Origin of the sequence: Capnocytophaga sp. G2 (genome assembly GCF_035282625.1) — a bacterium.
Taxonomy (GTDB): Bacteria; Bacteroidota; Bacteroidia; order Flavobacteriales; family Flavobacteriaceae; genus Capnocytophaga.
In genome coordinates this window covers 43,243-64,800 of the sequence record NZ_JAYKBU010000015.1, presented here as the reverse complement: position 1 = coordinate 64,800, position 21,558 = coordinate 43,243, and the positions used below count along the sequence as shown (strand labels likewise).

The window sequence follows — 21,558 nt, the reverse complement described above, 5'->3', positions numbered from 1 at the left end:
TCATACAAACTCGCCGGTAAATCTACACTCAATGTCAATGACCTCCCCGCACACTGCGTCGCTGAACTAGAACGCACTGTCGGAGATGCTAATGACCCAAAATCCGGTACAGGAACAATCCTATCCAAACAACCTGACTCAAACTTCACCTCATACGTGTCACTCCCTGATAAACGAGGAACATCATTAAAAGTCGCAAAAGCATCACTAAGATTTGCAGGCTTAGTGGCTATTGTAATCGGTGCTATCTGCGAACTATCTGCATGAGTGGCTATCGTCTTATTCCCCCCTGATACCTTATATAAAGTATAGGTGATGGGATATTTAGGTTCAGAGCCTGCAGGCATCTCTACTCGAATTATCCCTGTATTTGGATTGGAAGGATCACACATGCCTACAGCTGAAAGTGGCACTACATCCGTTACTTCCTTTACTGTAAAGGTCTTATAAATATAGGTATGAGCTAACAAACCAACCCCTCTTTCTTGAGGTCTAAATCCATAGGTATATCCATTCTCCTCTGGCTTATAGACTGCTGTATAATGGTGATTACCTCCTGTACCAATTCCTAAGATATAATTACCAGGAGGCAAGTTGTCTATCTCTGCTTTTTTCTCATATTTGGAAGGATCTGATGAAAGCTTGGCAACTGTATATCTCGCTTGTCTTATATAGTTTCCCGTATTAGCCCGTTTGTAAAGTGGTTCTGTTCCTCCTGGGTCTCTAAAGACATGTAGCCAACCCAGTACATTGTTATCTACCTCATCTACTGCCCTGTAGATAAGCTTTCCTCTTCCCACTTGTCCATTCTTACTACATTCTACCTCTACCTTTAAGGGATCTATCTGTATGTACGGTGCAGGAGTCTCCGCTACAGTAAGAGGAAGGTTACGGGTAGCACAATTATTCTGAATATTTACAATATATTCTCCTGGCGGCACATCCATAATCAGTATATAGCCTGTACGTATATCTGCCTCCTTGTAAGTTCTCTCAATAGGAAATTTTATCTTATAGGTACCTGCCAAGCCTTCAGGACCAGTAGCTATATAGGTCTTTATCCCTTGTAAGCCATCCTTGCGACGGATAGAGACCTTCAAGGGGTTAGCATCAGTTACTATATCTCTCACACCATATAGCTGTACCCTTTTTCCTCTGTGTTCCCACTGTAGGACTGCCCCGTACCCATTATAGGCGGCATGTACCCCTATATTATCAATCAAGTCAGGCTTAGTAAGGGTTATCTCCTGAGAGACATAGTGCTTGCAATCAGTAGGTGTAGCGGGGTTAAAAGGCGTAGAAGCTCCCGCATATTCTACTTGATATTTGTTAGTTATGGTAGAGACTGGTACATACATCCTATGGCGATTAACATCATATTCGTCATAGAACTTATACATGATATCCGTTACTGGGGTGGCTGCCTGCCAAACATTGGAGGTCTTCACACGCCCTTTCATTCCTGTGAAATTACAAAAATCGGTATAGGAAGGCGTTCCTCCATGTTGGAAATGAGTGGTAAGTTCCACCTCTCTGTCACAATCACTTCCTCCTATTTTCTTACGTACTCCTATTTGAGTGTAAGGCTTGTAAGGTGTAGTAACAACCGTATGAGTGAGCACTATAGGAGTTGCCAAGGCACAATCCTCATAAGTAATGGTGATTACATCTCCTCCTTTTACCTTATGAGCGGACTTATGCACCATGGCATCGTAAAGACTACTCAGCCTAAACTCATTATTCCCATACACGATCCCATGAGCGTCTATTCTCGTTTGTGGCAGGGCATCGGTATTGGTGAATTGTTCAGGATATCCTGGAAGCATTACCCCACCACGCTTTACTTCAACCCTTAGAGTATAAGTATAGAACTTATCACGGGTTATTTGATAATTGAGAATACTATTTCTATTAGGGAACTTAGGTGCTACGGCAAACTCGTATTCCCCACAGTCAGCACAGGTGTGTGCCAAGTGAAGTCTCAAGGATTCTGCAGAGAAGCGAAGTGGATTGGTCTGGGTACGTTCGGCTACACAACCTGCTCCTATGTCTTTTATCTTAATAATATAATCCTTTCCTATCTCTAACCTCTTACCTGCATCAGGTTCTATTTCCTTCAGAGTAGTTCCTGTAGCACCTCCTTTAGGAAAAGAAGCATCCGGATTCCCTGAGGATACAATTAACTGGTTATTATCTTTCCGACGTACCTCTACCTGAAAGGGACCTATAGCATTAGAATTATTAATCTCTACCGTGAGCATTCCTCTGGAGCCTTTGAGAACTCCTTTCTGTTTGCAACTCTCTAAGGTGAGACCTCTAAGGAAAGAAGCTGAAGCTGGCTTGGTAGTGAAGTTTCTTACGTTACGGTTTTCTTTTTTTTCGCACATTCCTCCTCCTACTTGGTCAGTTACCTCTATCTCATACTTAGTATTGGCTTTAAGACCTGTGGTAATTTGTACAGTAGTCTCATTGCCTGTTTTATTAGTAGGGGCTGAAGTAGCTGCAGCGGTAGCTTGCCCTACTTCATAGAGCTTTATCACAAAGGGACCTGCACCATTTTTTATCTTAAAGGTCATTTTCCCGTCGGAGGTACATTCCCCTACAGCACGTTCGGCATCAGTCTGCTCGAAAGGCTCTACCACGATAAAATCCCTATAGGTGGAGACTACCGCTTGGGTAACTACTGTAGGATGGGTCATAGTACCATCCTTCCTGACAAGTTTTACTTTATAGGTGCCTGAGGAAAGATTCTTGAATTCTGCCTTTCCTGCACTATCAAATGCCTGCTGGGATTGTTTATTAGCACCACTATTATCATACAGCTCTGCCCACCAGTCAGCCACATAAGCAGCTCCTTTAGCGGCTACAGCAGCACTCCAATCCACCTTCACTGTACCTCCACATACTGTGTTCTGAACACTCGTACTATATGGAGGAGGGGTAGTTTGCGATCTACCTAACAGAGAAAAGCATAAAAGAAAAAGTAAATATAAATACCTATTTGTTTTTATATTAGAACTATTGATTTTCATAATCTTATAATTTTATTAGCTATTTATAAGGTATTTTGTGTGCAAATTTATAAATTATTATTAAGATACCAAGTATTTTTTCTTTATTTTTTTTTACAATTTGAAATTTAACATTTAAAATGTTAAATATTTTCCTATTGACAATAATTATAAGCAAACGGATTTCAATAAAAAAATGGTTAATGACAAAAATCATCAACCATTTTCTAAATTATTTAATTAAATTACGCTTCCCCTGAGTTTCCGAAATGAGTTTGCTTATTTAAGATATCATCTTCCGAAACTTTATCATGTTCGTATTGATAGAGATTACTACTAAGGGTATGTATCAGTTGTTTGGCTTGCGAGGGAGTAATAATTATCCTACTCTGCACCCTCGCTTTGGGGACTCCTGGCATAATGCTTACAAAATCCAAAACAAACTCAGTTTCTGAATGATTTACTACCACTAAGTTAGCATATACACCACTGGCAATACTATCATCCACTTCAATACTAATCTCCTTTTTTATTACCTTCTCCATGAGATCATATATTAATATTTTGTTTTGCTAAGTCCTTACGGGAACCTACTATGATATTTTCATACCGTTTCATTCCTGTCCCAGCGGGGATACGATGACCTACAATCACATTTTCCTTCAATCCATCTAAGTAGTCCACTTTACCTTGTACGGCAGCTTCATTAAGTACCTTCGTGGTTTCTTGGAAAGAAGCAGCAGATATAAAGGATTTTGTTTGTAAAGAAGCTCGCGTAATACCCTGTAATACAGGAATAGCAGTAGCAGGAACTACCTCACGAGCCACTACTAAGTTTTTATCCTGACGCTTAAGGAAGGAATTCTCATCTCGTAACTGTCGCATGGTCACCATTTGTCCGGCTTTAAGGTTTTCGGAATCTCCAGCATCCACAACTATCTTCATGCCAAATATCTTATCATTTTCCTCAATAAAGTCATCCTTATGTACCATCTGTTCTTCCAAGAAGAGTGTATCCCCAGGATCCTGAATTTCTACCTTGCGCATCATCTGACGTACTACCACTTCAAAATGTTTATCATTGATCTTCACCCCTTGTAAGCGGTATACTTCTTGTACTTCGTTCACCAAATATTGTTGAACAGCGGAAGGGCCTTTTATCCTTAGGATATCATCTGGTGTTACAGAGCCATCAGAAAGTGGCATCCCTGCACGTATATAGTCATTCTCCTGTACCAATACTTGATTAGAAAGTTTCACCAAATAAGTACGCTTTTCACCTGTTTTGGATTCAATAAAGATTTCTCGGTTACCACGTTTTACCTTTCCAAAAGAAACGACTCCATCTATTTCCGCTACAATTGCAGGATTAGAAGGATTACGTGCCTCAAAAAGCTCAGTTACACGAGGAAGACCTCCTGTAATATCCCCAGACTTAGCGGATTTACGAGGTATCTTAACCAAAATCTTACCTTCTTTTATCTTCTCTTTATCATCTACCATGATGTGAGCTCCCAAAGGCAAGGTGTAGGAACGTAATATATTGCCCTCCTTATCTTGAATATGCAAGGTAGGAATGAGTTTTTTATTACGTGATTCAGAGATTACTTTTTCTTGGAAACCTGTTTGTTCATCTATTTCCACTTGGAAAGTAACTCCTTGTTCTATATTTTCATAAGCTATTTGTCCGGAAAATTCAGAGATAATTACTGCATTATAAGGATCCCATTGGTTAATTACATCTCCCTTTTGAACGGTATCTCCATTCTTCTTAAAGATAAAAGAACCATAAGGAATATTAGAAGTACTTAATACCATGCGGGTATGAGGCTCTAAAATCTTTACCTCAGAGGTACGAGAGATGACTACCTCTACTGCATTACCATCATAATCTTCTCCGCTAACGGTCTTAAGATCATCAATTTCAAGAATCCCATTGAAGTGTGCAATAATCTTATTCTCTTCAGAGATATTTCCAGCAGTACCTCCCATGTGGAAAGTACGTAGAGTAAGCTGAGTACCTGGCTCTCCGATGGATTGTGCTGCCACTACCCCAACGGCTTCTCCTATCTGTACCATCTTACCTGTAGAGAGGTTACGTCCGTAACATTTGGCACAGATACCATGTTTTGCCTCACAGGTAAGAGCAGAACGTACTTCAATATATTCAATAGGGGCTGCATTAATCTTAGCTACAGCATCCTCACGAATTTCTTCTCCAGCAAGGACAATAATTTCTTCATTAAGTGGATTTATAACATCATTAAGAGCTACACGACCCAATACACGTTCCCCAAGAGTTTCAATTACTTCTTCATTTTTCTTGAGTGCACGTATCTCAATACCACGAAGAGTTCCACAGTCATCAGTATTGATAATCACATCCTGAGATACATCCACCAAACGACGGGTAAGATAACCTGCATCGGCAGTCTTAAGAGCAGTATCGGCAAGCCCTTTACGAGCTCCGTGAGTAGAAATGAAGTATTCCAAAATAGAAAGACCTTCCTTAAAGTTAGAAAGGATAGGATTCTCAATAATTTCTCCTCCTCCTGCGGTGGATTTCTTTGGCTTTGCCATCAATCCACGCATACCAGTAAGCTGGCGAATTTGCTCCTTAGAACCACGTGCTCCAGAATCAAGCATCATATATACAGAGTTAAACCCTTGCCTATCCTCACTAATACGCTTCATCGCCAAATCTGTAAGACGTGCATTGGTAGAAGTCCATACATCAATTACCTGATTGTAACGTTCATTATTGGTGATAAGCCCCATGTTATAGTTATTAATGATTCCCTGCACCTGTTCATTAGCATCGGCAATCATCGCCTGTTTTTCCTTTGGAATAATGATATCGCCTAAGGAGAAAGAAAGACCTCCTTGGAAGGCAAACTTATATCCCATGGATTTGATATCATCTAAGAAATCTGCAGTACGTGGAATACTAGTGCATTTGAGTACATGCCCTATAATATCACGAAGCGATTTTTTAGTCAATACGGTATTAATATATCCAGCTTCTTTAGGCACTACCTCATTGAAGAGTACACGTCCCACAGTAGTTTCAATAAGCTTGGTTACGATATTACCCTTTTCATCCAAATCCTTAGTACGTACCTTAATAGAGGCATTTAAGTGTACTTTACGTTCATTATAAGCAATATTCACTTCCTCTGGAGAGTAGAATACGGAACCTTCTCCTGCAATAGGATCTTCAGGAGTACTCTTACGAACCTTAGTGATATAGTACAATCCCAAAACCATGTCCTGAGAAGGCACTGTAATTGGTGCTCCATTGGCAGGGTTCAATATATTATTAGAAGCTAACATAAGCATCTGTGCTTCCAAAATAGCCTCAGGTCCCAAAGGAAGGTGTACTGCCATTTGGTCACCGTCAAAGTCGGCATTGAAAGCGGTACACACCAATGGATGCAAGCGAATTGCCTTACCTTCAATAAGTTTTGGTTGAAATGCCTGAATACCCAAACGGTGCAGTGTAGGGGCACGATTCAGAAGTACAGGATGCCCTTTAATGACATTTTCCAAAATATCCCATACTACAGGCTCTTTCTTATCTATAATACGTTTAGCAGATTTTACAGTTTTTACAATACCACGTTCAATGAGTTTACGTATCACAAAAGGTTTGTAAAGCTCAGCTGCCATATTCTTAGGAAGTCCACATTCATAAAGCTTTAACTCCGGCCCTACTACAATCACAGAGCGCGCAGAGTAATCCACACGTTTCCCTAATAAGTTTTGGCGAAAACGTCCTTGCTTCCCTTTTAGAGAATCTGACAAGGATTTCAACGGACGATTGGCATCCGTTTTCACAGCAGAGGATTTACGGGTATTGTCAAACAAAGAATCTACAGATTCCTGTAACATACGTTTTTCATTACGTAGAATTACATCTGGAGCCTTTATTTCTATCAAACGCTTAAGACGATTATTACGAATAATCACACGTCTATACAAATCATTAAGGTCAGAGGTCGCAAAACGACCACCATCCAAAGGTATAAGCGGACGAAGTTCTGGAGGTATCACAGGGATGACCTTCATGATCATCCATTCGGGCTTATTCTCTCTATTTTTCTGGGAATCACGGAAAGCCTCTACTACTTGCAAGCGCTTAAGAGCATCTGTTTTACGTTGTTTAGAAGTTTCTGTATTAGCCTTATGGCGAAGGTCATAAGAGAGTGCATCCAAGTCCAAATCATGAAGTAGATCAAAGAGTGCCTCAGCTCCCATCTTAGCAACAAACTTGTTAGGGTCAGTATCCTCTAAATATTGGTTTTCTACAGGAAGTGATTCCATAATATCCAAGTACTCTTCTTCGGTAAGGAAATCCATCTTCTGTAATGGATCTCCATCAATAGTTTTGGCAATACCTGGCTGGATTACTACATAACGCTCATAATAGATAATCATATCCAACTTCTTGGAAGGGAGTCCCAGCAAGTAACCTATTTTGTTAGGCAATGAACGAAAATACCAGATATGTGCAATAGGCACAACCAAGCTAATATGCCCTACACGTTCTCTACGTACCTTCTTCTCAGTAACTTCCACCCCGCAACGATCACACACAATTCCTTTATAACGAATACGCTTATACTTCCCACAAGCACACTCGTAGTCCTTTACAGGACCAAAAATACGCTCACAGAAAAGCCCATCACGCTCAGGCTTATGTGTACGATAATTAATCGTTTCAGGTTTGGATACTTCTCCCCTAGAGACCGCTAAAATACTCTCAGGTGAAGCTAGTCCGATAGAGATTTTATCAAATCTCATTACTGCATTTTTCTCTTTTACTCTTGCCATAGCATTTTTTAATAACAAATTTGTTCCCATTTGGACAAACACACGAAAAGAGGAGGCTACATAATCACTCGACTACGTTACCTTCTCCATCACGTTCCTTCCTCCTAAAGAGAAGGAAAACAAGTGTTTGTATGTGTTAGGAAAGTCAAAATAACTTCTATTGAACACTTTACCAAATTGCGGGCAAAGATACAAAAACTTTTTTATATTACAATTTTTTTGATGATTTTTCTTTAAAAACAAAATCATTAAATATTGTTAAAATCAGCTCTCTTCTCAAGAAATATCTTTAACCATAAGATCATTAAAACCCTATTGCCGTATCATCGCCACGAGGATCAGCACCTCCCTCTAAGGAACCGTCTCTTTCAACCAAGATAGCATCTACCTTACCGATAATCACAAAATTCTCTTCCTTAGGTTTATAACCCTTTGCCTTGAGCTTAGCTACCACTTTGGGATCAAAACCATTAGGTTCAAACATTACATCATCAGGAAGCCATTGATGATGAAAGCGAGGTTTACTTACAGATTCTTGCATGGTCATTCCATATTCGAAGACATTTAAGAGACATTGCAGTACTGAGGTAATAATAGTAGAACCTCCTGGTGTACCAATAACCATACGAAGTTTCCCGTTCTCTTCCACTATGGTAGGTGTCATAGAACTAAGCATACGTTTATTGGGTGCAATCGCATTTTTCTCAGAGCCTACCAATCCGTATGTATTAGGTTCTCCTGGCTTTATACTGAAATCATCCATCTGATTATTAAGAAAAAAACCTCCTCCTTTTACATACACTTTTGAGCCATAATTTGTATTAAGGGTAGTGGTTACGGCTACTGCATTCCCTTGTGCATCTACTATAGAATAATGAGTAGTTTCATCACTCTCATAACCTACTATCTTCCCATGAGCTATTTCAGCAGATTTGCTTGCCTTATCCCAAGAGAAACTTCTCATGCGTTCCTTAAGATATTCAGGAGAGAGGAGAATTTCTGTAGGAACTTTTACAAAATCAGGGTCTCCCAAGTAATAGGCTCTATCGGCATAAGCACGACGCTCTGCCTCTACCAAGAGCTGTATGTATTTTTCTCCATTATGAGGATATTTTCCTATGTTATAAGGAGCTACCGATTTTAGAATTTGTGCTAAGCAAATTCCACCACTAGAAGGTAGTGGCATAGAGGAAATAGTATAATTCTTATAATTAAAAGTAATAGGAGTACGCCACTGAGAATGGTAATTCTTTAGATCCTCAAGGGTTAGGATTCCTCCTAATTCTTGTACATAACTGACAATTCGCTTAGCCGTTTCTCCTTCATAGAACTCAGCACGACCTCCATCACGAATACGTTCTAAGGTTTGTGCTAACTGTTCATACTTAAAGCGCTCACCTGCTTTCCACCCTTTATCAAAAGGAGTTACATAGTTATTGGCTTTTCTAATTTCATCAACATTTTTCCCCATATAGAAATCAGCTTGCAAGGGCGTAATAATAACTCCCTTACGAGCCAAATCAATAGCTGGCTGTATGAGTTCTGCCATTGGAAGCGAACCAAATCTCTTATGTACCTCAAAGAGGGCATCAATAGTTCCTGGCACCCCTATTGCCAATGCCCCAAAAGTGCTCTTATCAGGAATTACCTTGCCATTGGCATCCAAGTACATATCACGATGTGCCTTACTAGGTGCTTTTTCACGATAATCTAGAGCTCCTTTTTCTCCATTGGCAAGACGATAGACCATAAAGCCTCCACCTCCAATATTTCCTGCATTGGGGTAAGCCACAGCTAAAGCAAGTTCAGTAGCTACCATAGCATCAAAGGCATTACCTCCCTTTTTTAGAATAGAAAGCCCTATCTGAGAGGCTTCCTCCTTGGCACTAACCACCATCGCATGTTTAGCTATTACTCCCTTTGCGGACTGCTGGGATATTTTTGAGGTAGTGCAAGCTCCCATGAGGAGAAGCACAAGAAAGAACAAAAATTTTTTCTTGAAAATCATATCCATTATATTTAAATTGATTGTGCAAATATAATGAATTTATCCATAATTCAGACAAAAGAGTATTATTTTTTATTTCAAAGGAGATCTTTTCTAGTTAATTCTTTATTCCAAGCGACACGGAATCTTACAGGCCTACTTTCCTTAAAAGAAAATTCAAATGGATCCACTGCAAAATAGCAATTTTCCTTAGTTTAAGAGGTTTTTAAGTAATTACCCTTAAGAGAGCAAGAGCAGATGTCTTTTCGAAATAGTTGTCTTATTATCCTATCTTCTTCTTTGATAATCATCTCTTTCTCATAGAATTTTGTCACTTCCTCTCTGGAGAAAGGAGTACAAAAATGCAGTGAATAATAATGATTTCACCACTAATTAATCTTTAAAAGCGTTTGGATATTTAGCTTTTATTTCTTTGATATATTCGCCCCAACCATACTTATAGTACTGAGGTGCAGGAGAGAATTCCCCAGCTCCCATATCCAAATCTCCTGCACAAGGAACACGATAATGACCCCAACTTACTTGCTGAGACTTATGTGTTTGCTTACTTGTCCAAGTTCCTATATAGGCATTATTCAGGTAAGGGTCTGCCATGAGATAGCCATCGTTATATTCTATTTTTCCCTTTTTGGAAAGAAACCACCATAGGAGTACTTTTCCCTTGAATATGCCCGTAGCGGGAAGATCTTCGTATTCGTCCAAAGTAAAATCCCCTACAGCCACGCCTTCCTCCTGTACACCACTATTTTTCGTATTGAGTTCTCCACTTGCATCCTCTGATTTACCTGAGACAAACTGGGTTAGGATTATACGTCCCTTGAATTGACGTATGTTCTTTCCTACACGTGTTTTCCCAGCTACTTCATACACCAAAGGATGCTTTGGGTCACGCTTAGCGGAAGAGAATATGACTACTAATCGTTTTTTATGGACCCCTATAGCTCCTAAATAATCCGTACTTTGGTCAAGAATAAGTGAAGAAAAATCCGCCTTTTGAATATCTATCTTAGAAGGATAAGTCTTATCATAGAACATCGTCATTTTCTGCAATACCTGCTCATAGGCACAAGGTTGTGCTATAGCACAAAAAGGGAGCAAACTTAACAGTAGTGTAAAAATCACTTTCTTCATATCTAAAAGTTAAAAAGGGACAGAGTTTTCTCTATCCCTTATGATAAGTCTTTCTTGAACTATTTCATAGCCTGAATAATAGTGATAAAATCATCTACTATGAGGGCAGCTCCTCCTATGAGTCCACCATCTACATCGGGGTTAGCAAAGAGAGAAGCAGCATTCTTAGCATTACAACTACCTCCGTAGAGGATGGAAAGATCATCAGCTACTGTTTTTCCATATTTATCAGCTACAATCTTACGTATAAAGGCATGTATTTCCTGTGCTTGTTCAGGAGTAGCTGTCTCCCCTGTACCAATTGCCCATACAGGTTCATACGCAAGTATGATACTTGTCCATGCTTGTTGTGGAAGATGAAAGAGAGCTTTTTCTATTTGACCTTTCACCACTTCAAAGTGCTTACCTGCCTTACGTTCAGCAAGCTTTTCCCCTATACAGAAAATAATACGGAAATGATGTGCTAAGGCTGTATCTACTTTCTTGGCAAGGCTCTCGTCAGTCTCGTTAAAGTATTCACGACGTTCGGAGTGCCCTAAAATGGTAGTCTTTATCCCAATAGCTTCAAGCATAGAAGCGGAGACCTCTCCAGTGAAAGCTCCTTTTTCAGCAAAGTGCATATTCTGCGCTGCTACAATAATGGGAGAATTTTTTGTTTTTTCCACTGCCAAAGCCAAATTCACAAAGGAGGGCGCAATAACCACCTCCGCATGAGTTTGCGGAAGCTTTTGTAACAAGGTATTAATGAGCTGAACAGATTGCTCGGCATCATTATTCATCTTCCAGTTTCCTGCGATTACTTTTTTTCTCATAAGTCTGTTATTAAAATAAATTGTTTGTTAGTCCTATCGTAAGGAGGTGTAAAGGTAGGATTTTTTTATTGAAAATGCAAAAAGAATAAGGACGAATTTTCATTCGTCCTTAATTCTCATTTAATTAAAAAATTATTTCACACCATGCATGAGTTTCTTAATCATAGGATGCAGAAGTATTACCAATATCCCTGCTGCTGTTGCTATCACAGCAAAGATAAGGAAGAAAGAACTTAATCCATAGTTCTGTTTTACATACTCTATTTGTCCTCCTAAGGTAGCGGCTATCTTCTGAGCAATGGCTATACCTAAGTACCACATACCAAACATGAAGGCAAGCATCCTTGCGGGTACTAATTTGGAAACATAGGAAAGTCCCACAGGAGAAATAAACAACTCACCTAAAGTATGGAACAAATAGGTAAGGATAAGGAATACTACAGAAATCTTAGCTCCATCACCCAAATCCACTGAACCTAACCATATTGCTAAATATCCAATAGCAACAAAGAACAAGCCAAAGCCATATTTATAAGCTGCAGGTGGATTGAACTTAGATTCCCATATCTTGGACACCGAAGAGGCTAAGGTAATAACAAAGAATGGATTTAGCACAGAGAACCATGATACAGAGATTTCAGAATCTGTTTTAGCAAACTCGCTCTTAAGCATATATACCACTACTACCCAAATCAAAAAGAAGCAAAGAAGAAGAATCATATTGGTAATAGGAATGCGTTTCCATGTAGCTATAGCAAGTTGCATCAGCACATAAGAAATAATAATCAATGGTACTACTATAATAAGACTATTGATAATATTAAAGGTAAGCAATCCACTACCACTAAGACTCCTATCCACATGATCACGAGCAATAATAATCAAAGAAGAGGGTGCCTGATCAAAGGTAATATAGAAGAACATAATAAAAATTGCTAAACTCACTACCGCTAACATTCTGCTACGTACAACCCCTTCGTAACGCATGATACGAGAGAAAAGTACATAGATAAATAAGACTAAAGTAATGATAATAAAGAGTGTTTGCCCTCTCATAAAAGAGCTATCCGCCCACTTGAAGACATCAAATATCCCATTCTTAGACAAAGGGTCATTGAAAGCATAGGTAAGTCCTAATATAGTAACAACAACAATAAGAATACTATCTACAAGAGTAAAAGGATTACGTTTATCAGTATCTACTTTTTGTTCCTGTTTATGAGGTTCTTCCTTCTTAAGTACCCCTAAATCACCCATAAGGTTCTTAGCAAAGATAAACTGAAGAGTACCCAATGCCATAAAAATACCAGCTAAGCCAAAGCCCCAACTCCAACCTTGAGTCATGGCAAGATAACCACAAAGCATAGTACCAAAGAAAGAACCAGAATTCACGCCCATATAAAAGATAGTATAGGCACTATCCTTCTTATCGGCATGCTCCTTGAACATTTCCGAAAGGATAGAAGGTACATTAGGTTTAAAGAACCCTACCCCAATAACAAGGCAGGTAAGTCCCAAAAAGAACATAATAGGGGTTGATAGGAATAGACATAATTGTCCAAAGGTCATCACTACTGCCCCCGTAATTACGGCATTACGTGCTCCAATATACCTATCGGCGATAATACCTCCCAAAACAGGAGTAAGGTAAAGAAGCATCGCATACGTACCATAGAGTGATGCCGCTTGTTCAGGGGTCCAGCCCCAACCTCCCTTGGGATCACCAAAGAGAATTTCGGCAGTTAAGAATTGCACCAAGAGTACTCGCATCCCATAAAAAGAGAAGCGCTCCCACATCTCAGTAAAGAACAAAAAGAAAAGCCCTGAGGGTTGCCCCAGTACTTTTGTGTCAAAATAATGTTTCTTTTGCTGTTCCATAGTATTTATAATAAATAATTTGCTGTTTCTTATCTTTTACTGATTTATCTGCAACACTTTTGCCTAAAAATCCCTTATGACAGACTTATTCTTTGCATTTTTGATAATATTCCTTTTCTGTAAGAAGCTGTCAATTACCACTTTGCTATTAAAAATAAGTCTTTCAAAAACGGTTATAAAATTAAATCTTTTTTTTGAATTTTCCTAATCTTTATCTGTAAAATTTATTCTTTTACCTTTTAAGAAAAAATTGTACCTTTGCACATATTATCTAAGTCATCCTTTTCTGATGAAAAAAATAATTTATATTTTTCTCCTATTCTCCTATTCTCCTCTCTTTCCTCAAGAGAAAGATACACTTTCATTACTCTTTGTGGGAGATATCATGGGACATTCTCCACAAATCCACTCAGCTTACAATAACCAAACTGGACGTTATGAGTATGACCCTGTTTTTGCTAAGGTAGCCCCCATTTTTAAGGAAAATGACTTTGTCATTGCTAATTTAGAGGTTACTCTTGGAGGAAAACCCTATACAGGTTATCCTACTTTTTCCTCTCCAAATGCATTAGCAGCAGCTTGTTATAATAGTGGGATCAATGTAATGGTAACGGCTAATAACCATTCTTGCGATCGTGGTCTGAAAGGGATTACTAATACCCTTTACCAATTGGATTCCTTAGGTATCAGGCATACAGGCACCTTCTATGACCTAATGGACAGGGCTCGAAGAAACCTCCTTGTCCTAGAAAAAAACCACATCCGTATAGGTATTCTTAACTATACCTATGGTACTAATGGTTTACCTATCCCCAATCCTACTCAGGTGAACCTGTTAGATACGTTACAAATTAAGAATGATATTTATCATGCCCAGAAATTAAACTTGGACAAGCTCATCACGGTAGTACACTGGGGTATTGAATATGCTAATAAGCCTAATAAAGCTCAAAAAGATATGGCTGATTTCCTCTTCAAAAATGGTGTAGACATTATCATAGGAGGACACCCTCATGTACTACAACCCATGGAAATACGTCCCTGTAAAGCCCCTTACTCTGACCAATTTATCACCTATTCTATAGGAAACTTTATCTCCAACCAGCGAAAACGTCACACCGATGGAGGAGTAATGGTCAAACTTACTTTAATAAAGAATCAACACAAACAAACCTATTTCTCTGCTCCTAAATACTACCTCACTTGGGTACATATTTATAACAAAGAAGGAAAAGCCCACTATGAGATTCTTCCTTGCACTCAAGTAGAAAAGGAAAATTTTAAAGGTATGTCCTTAGAAGCTATAAAGCAAATGAAAATTTTTATAGAAGATTCTCGAAAGCTATTCAAAGAGAATAACTCAGGGGATATTTTTGAAAAAAAATAGTCTTTAATGACCCTTAATAGAAGTTTACAAGGAGAAAAAACACTACATTATATATAGATTTATAAAACTACATATCAAAAAAGATATCTTTCAATAACTTCACAATCTTACACATCTGTTTGAATTAAAACTAAATACTAAATAATGCAAATTAATTGTAAGGGTGAATTAATCACCTTTGATACTCCTAAAGTAATGGGAATACTGAACATAACCCCAGATTCTTTCTATGCAGGGAGTCGTACCCAAAGTACAGAAGTACTCAAAAGAACAGAAAAAATGCTTTTAGATGGGGCTTCTTTTATAGATATTGGTGGATATAGCTCTCGCCCCAATGCACAAGAAGTTTCTCAAGAGGAAGAGATCCAACGGGTAATCCCTGTAGTGAAAATGCTTGTGGAACATTTTCCTGATATTCGTATTTCGGTAGATACCTTTCGTAGTGAAGTAGCACGACTAAGTCTTGAGACGGGAGCCTGCATCATCAATGATATTGCTGCTGGACAAATTGAGGCTACCATGTGGGAGGTTATACAGAAATATCAGGTACCCTATATAGCTATGCACATGCGAGGTACACCACAGACTATGCAAAACTATACCCAATATGAAAATCTTACTAAGGATATTCTCTTCTATTTCTCCCAAATAAAGGATAAAGCACGTAAGTTGCAGATCAATGATTTAATCATTGATCCAGGTTTTGGTTTTTCTAAAACTCTTGCCCAGAACTATGAACTTATGCAACATCTGTCTCTTTTTAGGGAACTGGATTGCCCTATCTTGGTAGGTATTTCTCGCAAATCCATGATATACAAGCTCTTCAATTCTTCTCCTGAAGAGGCTCTCAATGGAACTACTGTATTGAATACTTTTTCTTTGCTTCAAGGAGCAGATATTCTCCGCGTGCATGATGTAAAAGAGGCTATAGAATGCATAAGAATTATAGAAGAACTAAGAAAAAAATAGAAAAGAGGCTGTCCCAAGAAAAAGTCTGGGAAGCCTCCTGTAAAGAACTAATTTTTAAATTTATTTATCTATGGTACCAAGTACCCGCCGCATAAAAGCATTAAGAGCATCCTTCTGAGGAGTACCTTCTTTGATAAGCTTTTGTACCTCCAAAGCTCCATACATATTAGAGAGAAGTTCTCCGATAACATCTACCTCTTCCTCTTTAAGGGAAGAAAGCTCAGTGAGATACTCTAATACTTCTATTGTTTCTATCAAATAATCCTCATCATTAACCTCAATAAACTGAGTAAGGTGCTTAATTACTGGTAATTTCATCAATCAATTCATTTAGTACCTCTTGTTTATTGGTTTGTACGTCTCTGACAAGCTGTCCATCTACAAAAATAGCAAAGGTAGGTAGGTTAGTTACATTAGCGAGTTTACGAGATTCTGGAAATTGCTCTGCATCTACAATCACAAAGGTAATATCCTCTCTCTCTGAGGCAAGTTTCTTAAATTTGGGCTTCATAATACGGCAATTCCCGCACCACGAAGCGGAGAATTGTACCGCCACTTTTTTAGTAGCTTGTACTATTTCTCCTAAAATATCAGTGGTGAGTTCTACTAACATAATTTAATAAAGAGATATAATATTTTTTTGTTTTTAGATGTGAGAACTAATGTTTAGCTAAGTATTCTGCTGTGCTCTTCCTATCGGCAGTCATAGCATCTTTGCCTTCTTCCCAATTAGCAGGACATACTTCTCCAAACTTTTGTACATGTGTATAAGCATCAATAAGTCGTAGGTATTCTTTAACATTACGTCCTAAAGGCATATCATTCACACTTTCATGGAATATTTTCCCTTGTTCATCAATAAGGTAAGTAGCCCGATATGCTACATTAGAACCTTCAATAAGATAAGTTTCTTGTTCTTGGTTATATACATGCTCTGCGTCCAGAATCCCCAGAGCATTAGAAAGATTACGAGTAGTATCGGCAAGGAGAGGATAAGTAACTCCTTCTATTCCACCTTGATTTTTCGGGGTATTAAGCCAAGCAAAATGTACTTCACAGGTATCCACGGAAGCACCTATAATAATTGTATTACGCTTTTCAAATTCAACTCGTAACTCCTCAAAAGCATGTAGCTCTGTAGGACATACAAAGGTAAAATCCTTAGGATACCAGAAGAGAACTACTTTTTTATTCTTCTTAGTGGCTTCTTCTAAGATATTAATTCGAAGATTATCACCCATTTCTGACATAGCGTCAACGGTAATATTTGGAAATCTTTTTCCTACTAATGACATATTTCTCTTAATTTAAAATAAACTATATTTCTACTTTTTTTCAGTGGCAAAAGTATAAAGAAAAACTATAGTATGTCTACTATCTTAATCGTTTTTTTCTATAGTAGAATAAGTTTTCACAATACTTGAAACTCTTGAAATTGTTAAAATTCATCATTCCTAATTCTCATTAAACAAGAATTACTATCTTTGTACTTTTAATTTTTTAAACCTTTATATTATGATAAGGAAAATATGCTTTATGTTATTTACATTTCTTTCGCTATCTCTTTTAGCACAGGATAAGTACAAGTGTATGATACAGATGACCAACTATACAGGAGAATCCGCTTATATGGTAGTTTCTTTGATTGATCCAGAGGGAAATTATCAAAAGACTCTTCATATTTTTGGAGACAATGGTAAGTATTATGACTCTCTTAAAAAGTGGTTTGGTTTTTATTCTTCCAAGAAAGAAAAAGTAGATGCTATTACAGGAGCTTCTATTACTCAAGGTGATCGTAAGACTATTGTACTAAACCTTGAGAGAAGCCTATTGGACAAGGGATACAAAATTCGTTTTGAGTCCGCCGTAGAAGACCAATATTACTACACTACTGATGCGGAAGTACCCTTTTCCTCAGAGGGTTTGAAAAGTAAAACAGAAGGAACTGGATACATACGCTATGTACGCTTTATTGAAGTCAAGTAACTCCTTCTCTTAACCTATTGAAAATAAAATATTTGATTTTCATTTAGAAAATAGAGCATTTTTTAACAAAAAAAAGAGACTTAATCACTTGCAAAAACAATAAAAATTCCTAATTTTGCAATCTCTAAAATTTCCAAATGAATATAGCCTTTAATAAGAATGAAGATTATAACAAGCTTGCTCGTGACCAAGTTCGTCAACGATGGGAGCAAATAAAACTTGGAGGTGGAGAAAAAGCTATAGAGAAACTTCATTCACAAGGTAAGCTAACTGCACGCGAGCGTATTGATTACCTATTGGACAAAGATAAATCACGTTTGGAAATAGGCGCTTTTGCAGCAGAGGGCATGTATAAGGATTATGGAGGTTGCCCTTCTGCAGGAGTTATTGTAGAAATCGGTTATGTGAAGGGTAGGCAGGTGATTGTCGTTGCTAACGATGCTTCAGTGAAGGCAGGTGCTTGGTTCCCAATGACTTGCAAAAAGAATCTTCGCGCACAAGAGATATCAATAGAAAATCGCTTGCCTATCATCTATTTAGTAGATAGTGCAGGCGTTTTTCTTCCTTTACAAGATGAAGTCTTCCCTGATAAGGAACACTTTGGACGTATTTTCCGTAACAATGCACAGATGAGTAGTATGGGAATTGTTCAGATAGCAGCCATCATGGGAAGTTGTGTAGCAGGAGGCGCTTATCTGCCTATTATGAGTGATGAAGCTCTGATAGTTAACAAAACAGGAAGCATATTCTTAGCAGGAAGTTACTTAGTGAAGGCTGCCATAGGAGAGAATATTGATAACGAAACACTTGGAGGAGCAACTACACATTGCCAAATTAGTGGAGTTACAGATTATCAATGTGAAAATGATTATGATGCCTTAAAGGTTATTAAAAATCTTGTTGACAAATTAGGAGACGCTCCTAAAGCCGGTTTCAATAGAATAAAGAGCGCAAAACCCAAACTCAAAGAAACGGATATCTATGGTATTCTGCCCTATGATAGGTCTCTTCCTTATGATATGAAAGAAATTATCCTTCGCATAGTGGATGACTCCGAGTGGGAGGAATACAAAGAAGGTTATGGAAAAACAATCCTTACAGGTTATGCCCGCATAGATGGCTGGGCTGTAGGGATTGTAGCTAACCAACGAAAGGTGGTAAAAACAAAAAAAGGAGAGATGCAGGTGGGGGGAGTTATTTATTCCGATAGTGCTGATAAGGCAACTCGCTTTATAGCTAACTGTAACCAAAAGAGGATTCCTTTGGTATTTCTACAAGATGTTACCGGCTTTATGGTGGGTAGTAAGTCCGAACATGGAGGAATTATTAAGGATGGAGCAAAGTTAGTAAATGCAGTTGCTAATTCTGTGGTTCCAAAATTCACTATTATTATAGGCAACTCCTATGGTGCTGGTAACTATGCCATGTGTGGCAAAGCGTATGACCCTCGCCTTATTGTTGCCTACCCCACAGCTCATATAGCAGTAATGGGAGGGGTACAAGCTGCTAAAGTACTCCTACAGATAGAAACAGCAACCCTTAAGCGTAGAGGAGAGAGCCTTTCACCTGAGAGAGAAACTCAGTTATTGGAGGAGATACAATCAAAATATGAAGCACAAACCACACCCTATTATGCCGCTGCACGCTTGTGGACAGATGCTATCATTGATCCTTTAGATACACGAAAATGGATCTCCCAAGGGATAGAGGCTGCCAATAACGCCCCTATTGAGAAGAATTTTAACTTAGGAGTAATTCAAGTATAATAATTAGAATAAATAAGACAACACAACATTTTTCTAACATAAAAACACTTTTTTATAAAAATACTAATTAATAAAAATGAGTACCTACATTAGAAAAAATGCTTTGGAATTTCACATTGATTTGCGAAATGTACATGATGAACGCACTTTTTTGATGAGAATGAAAGAAGGCTTCTCTTTTCCGGATTATTTCGGATACACTTTGGACTGTTTGGATGATTGCATGCAATCCTTAGACTGGATAGAACATAAGCATGTATTGGCAAAGTTCTATCACCTGGAGGATGTGAAAAAGCACAATGAAACCTTGTATGGGGAAATCGTCAATAGTCTTAATCTTTATCGTTCTTATTGGACTGGGAATAAAGAAAAGAACGTTCAATTTGAATATTAATCCTTACGAGAGATCGCTATCCAAAAAGTATAGTTAACAATAATCCTTACCTCCTGTAGGAGGTAAGAGGAAGAGTATTTGCAGTTTTTTGGACAGTTTTTTTCTTCAAATAGAACTAACTACTTAAAAATAAAGCAACCTATATAGGTTGCTTTATTTTTATTTATCATCTTCTTCCTCGTCAAAGGCTTCATCATCAGGTTCATCATATTCAGATTCATCTTCCTGATCTTTACTCTTGGATTTTGTCTTTGTTTTTTTCTTAACAACTACTTTTCCTTCCCTAACAGCTTCTTTAATTTTATTTTCTATCTCTTCTGCCATTTCAGGATTATCCAAAAGTACTGTCTTCATAGCCTCTCTCCCTTGAGCCAAACGTGTACCTCCATAGCTATACCATGCCCCACTTTTAGAAAGAATATCATAATCCGTTCCCCAATCTATAATTTCTCCTGTTTTTGAAATTCCCTCTCCGTATATAATTTCAAATTCAGTATTTTGGAAAGGAGGGGCTACTTTGTTCTTTACTACTTTTACTCTGGTAAGGCTTCCATAGGCTTCTCCTTCTTTATTTTTCAAAGGAGAAGGTTGTCGGCGTACATCCACTCTTACAGATGCATAGAATTTTAAGGCATTTCCTCCAGTAGTGGTCTCAGGATTTCCAAAGGAAACCCCTATTTTTTCCCTGAGTTGATTGATGAACATCACCACACAATTAGCCCTACTAATACTCCCTGTTATTTTACGAAGCGCCTGAGACATAAGGCGTGCATGTACCCCCATCTTGGATTCTCCCATATCTCCTTCAATTTCCACTTTAGGAGTAAGGGCTGCTACAGAGTCCACCACAATAATATCCACTGCTCCTGAACGAATAAGATTGTCCACAATCTCCAGAGCTTGCTCTCCATTATCAGGTTGTGAAATAATGAGATTATCTATATCTATTCCTATTTTCTTAGCATACCCTGGATCAAAAGCATGTTCTGCATCAATAAAGGCAGCTGAACCTCCTTTTTTCTGAGCCTCTGCAATAGCATGCAAGGTAAGGGTAGTTTTCCCTGAAGATTCCTGACCGAAAATCTCAATAATACGTCCACGAGGATAACCTCCTACCCCTAAGGCTATATCCAACCCTAAAGAGCCAGAGGGGATTACCTCTACCTTCTCAGCAACCTTATCGCCTAAGCGCATTACGGTTCCCTTTCCAAAGGTTTTATCAAGTTTCTCTAAAGCAAGTTTTAAGGCTTTGGCTTTAGCTTCTTTATCCTTGATTTCCTCTACTTTTTCTTTTTCTTTTTTTGCCATTGATTTTTAATTTTTTAATAACCTTAAGGCAATCTTTAAGCTAATTATCTTCTGTAGCAAAGATTTCCATACATT

At 38.2% G+C, this 21,558-nt stretch carries 16 protein-coding genes; 5 read left to right on the top strand and 11 right to left on the bottom strand.

Translation table 11 applies throughout. The features are described 5' to 3' along the window. From VJJ03_RS09260 to VJJ03_RS09230, 7 genes are all read right to left on the bottom strand, one after another. On the bottom strand, positions 1-3,032 hold a 3,032-nt coding region (locus VJJ03_RS09260; RefSeq protein ID WP_323975167.1), incomplete at its 3' end, for a hypothetical protein. Between the two features lie 224 nt (positions 3,033-3,256). Then, complete coding sequence (locus tag VJJ03_RS09255; protein WP_009401284.1) at positions 3,257-3,556, bottom strand: DUF3467 domain-containing protein; 300 nt, start codon at positions 3,554-3,556, stop codon at positions 3,257-3,259. Positions 3,557-3,560: 4 nt separating this feature from the next. After that, entirely contained in the window at positions 3,561-7,844 is a 4,284-nt protein-coding gene (gene rpoC, locus VJJ03_RS09250) for a DNA-directed RNA polymerase subunit beta' (protein WP_040358753.1), read from the bottom strand. 304 nt (positions 7,845-8,148) lie between these two features. Further along, positions 8,149-9,807, bottom strand: a complete 1,659-nt coding sequence (gene ggt / locus VJJ03_RS09245; protein ID WP_323975173.1) for a gamma-glutamyltransferase — start codon at positions 9,805-9,807, stop codon at positions 8,149-8,151. 417 nt (positions 9,808-10,224) lie between these two features. Continuing rightward, positions 10,225-10,983, bottom strand: coding sequence for a hypothetical protein (locus VJJ03_RS09240; RefSeq protein WP_323975165.1), 759 nt, complete (start codon positions 10,981-10,983; stop codon positions 10,225-10,227). Between the two features lie 59 nt (positions 10,984-11,042). Next, positions 11,043-11,795: a triose-phosphate isomerase gene (gene tpiA / locus VJJ03_RS09235; RefSeq protein ID WP_323975163.1), complete on the bottom strand. Its 753-nt coding sequence runs from the start codon at positions 11,793-11,795 to the stop codon at positions 11,043-11,045. A gap of 132 nt (positions 11,796-11,927) precedes the next feature. Beyond that, positions 11,928-13,673: a peptide MFS transporter gene (locus tag VJJ03_RS09230; protein ID WP_009401290.1), complete on the bottom strand. Its 1,746-nt coding sequence runs from the start codon at positions 13,671-13,673 to the stop codon at positions 11,928-11,930. 289 nt (positions 13,674-13,962) lie between these two features. Here VJJ03_RS09230 and VJJ03_RS09225 point away from each other — a divergent pair, with 289 nt between their 5' ends. Both VJJ03_RS09225 and folP read left to right on the top strand, forming a co-directional pair. Next, the gene (locus VJJ03_RS09225; protein ID WP_323975161.1) at positions 13,963-15,060 is read left to right on the top strand and encodes a CapA family protein; all 1,098 of its coding nucleotides are present in this window, start codon (positions 13,963-13,965) and stop codon (positions 15,058-15,060) included. Positions 15,061-15,204: 144 nt separating this feature from the next. After that, the gene (gene folP / locus VJJ03_RS09220; RefSeq protein ID WP_323975159.1) at positions 15,205-16,029 is read left to right on the top strand and encodes a dihydropteroate synthase; all 825 of its coding nucleotides are present in this window, start codon (positions 15,205-15,207) and stop codon (positions 16,027-16,029) included. A 60-nt stretch (positions 16,030-16,089) separates the two neighbouring features. Here the strand turns inward: folP and VJJ03_RS09215 are convergent, their stop codons facing one another. Genes VJJ03_RS09215 through VJJ03_RS09205 form a run of 3 tightly spaced genes read right to left on the bottom strand, consistent with a single transcriptional unit; the run spans position 16,090 to position 17,324 of the window. Continuing rightward, positions 16,090-16,347 (bottom strand): DUF6952 family protein, encoded by a 258-nt coding sequence (locus VJJ03_RS09215; RefSeq protein ID WP_323975157.1) that lies wholly within the window; start codon positions 16,345-16,347, stop codon positions 16,090-16,092. Continuing rightward, a complete protein-coding gene (locus tag VJJ03_RS09210; protein WP_323975155.1) occupies positions 16,328-16,642 on the bottom strand; it encodes a thioredoxin family protein in 315 nt (104 codons plus the stop codon). Before VJJ03_RS09210 ends, VJJ03_RS09215 begins: the two co-directional genes overlap by 20 nt. Positions 16,643-16,688: 46 nt before the next feature. Continuing rightward, positions 16,689-17,324 carry a peroxiredoxin gene (locus VJJ03_RS09205; RefSeq protein WP_009401296.1) on the bottom strand — a complete coding sequence of 212 codons (636 nt, stop codon included), beginning with the start codon at positions 17,322-17,324 and terminating at the stop codon, positions 16,689-16,691. 241 nt (positions 17,325-17,565) lie between these two features. Here VJJ03_RS09205 and VJJ03_RS09200 point away from each other — a divergent pair, with 241 nt between their 5' ends. The 3 genes from VJJ03_RS09200 to VJJ03_RS09190 all read left to right on the top strand — a co-directional run bounded on the left by VJJ03_RS09200 (position 17,566) and on the right by VJJ03_RS09190 (position 20,175). Further along, entirely contained in the window at positions 17,566-18,015 is a 450-nt protein-coding gene (locus tag VJJ03_RS09200) for a DUF2271 domain-containing protein (RefSeq protein WP_323975153.1), read from the top strand. Positions 18,016-18,152: 137 nt separating this feature from the next. Beyond that, a complete protein-coding gene (locus tag VJJ03_RS09195; protein WP_009401298.1) occupies positions 18,153-19,781 on the top strand; it encodes an acyl-CoA carboxylase subunit beta in 1,629 nt (542 codons plus the stop codon). 76 nt (positions 19,782-19,857) lie between these two features. Further along, positions 19,858-20,175 (top strand): barstar family protein, encoded by a 318-nt coding sequence (locus VJJ03_RS09190; protein WP_009401299.1) that lies wholly within the window; start codon positions 19,858-19,860, stop codon positions 20,173-20,175. A gap of 159 nt (positions 20,176-20,334) precedes the next feature. Here the strand turns inward: VJJ03_RS09190 and recA are convergent, their stop codons facing one another. Continuing rightward, positions 20,335-21,483, bottom strand: coding sequence for a recombinase RecA (recA, locus tag VJJ03_RS09185; protein WP_009401300.1), 1,149 nt, complete (start codon positions 21,481-21,483; stop codon positions 20,335-20,337). Positions 21,484-21,558 lie beyond the last annotated feature (75 nt).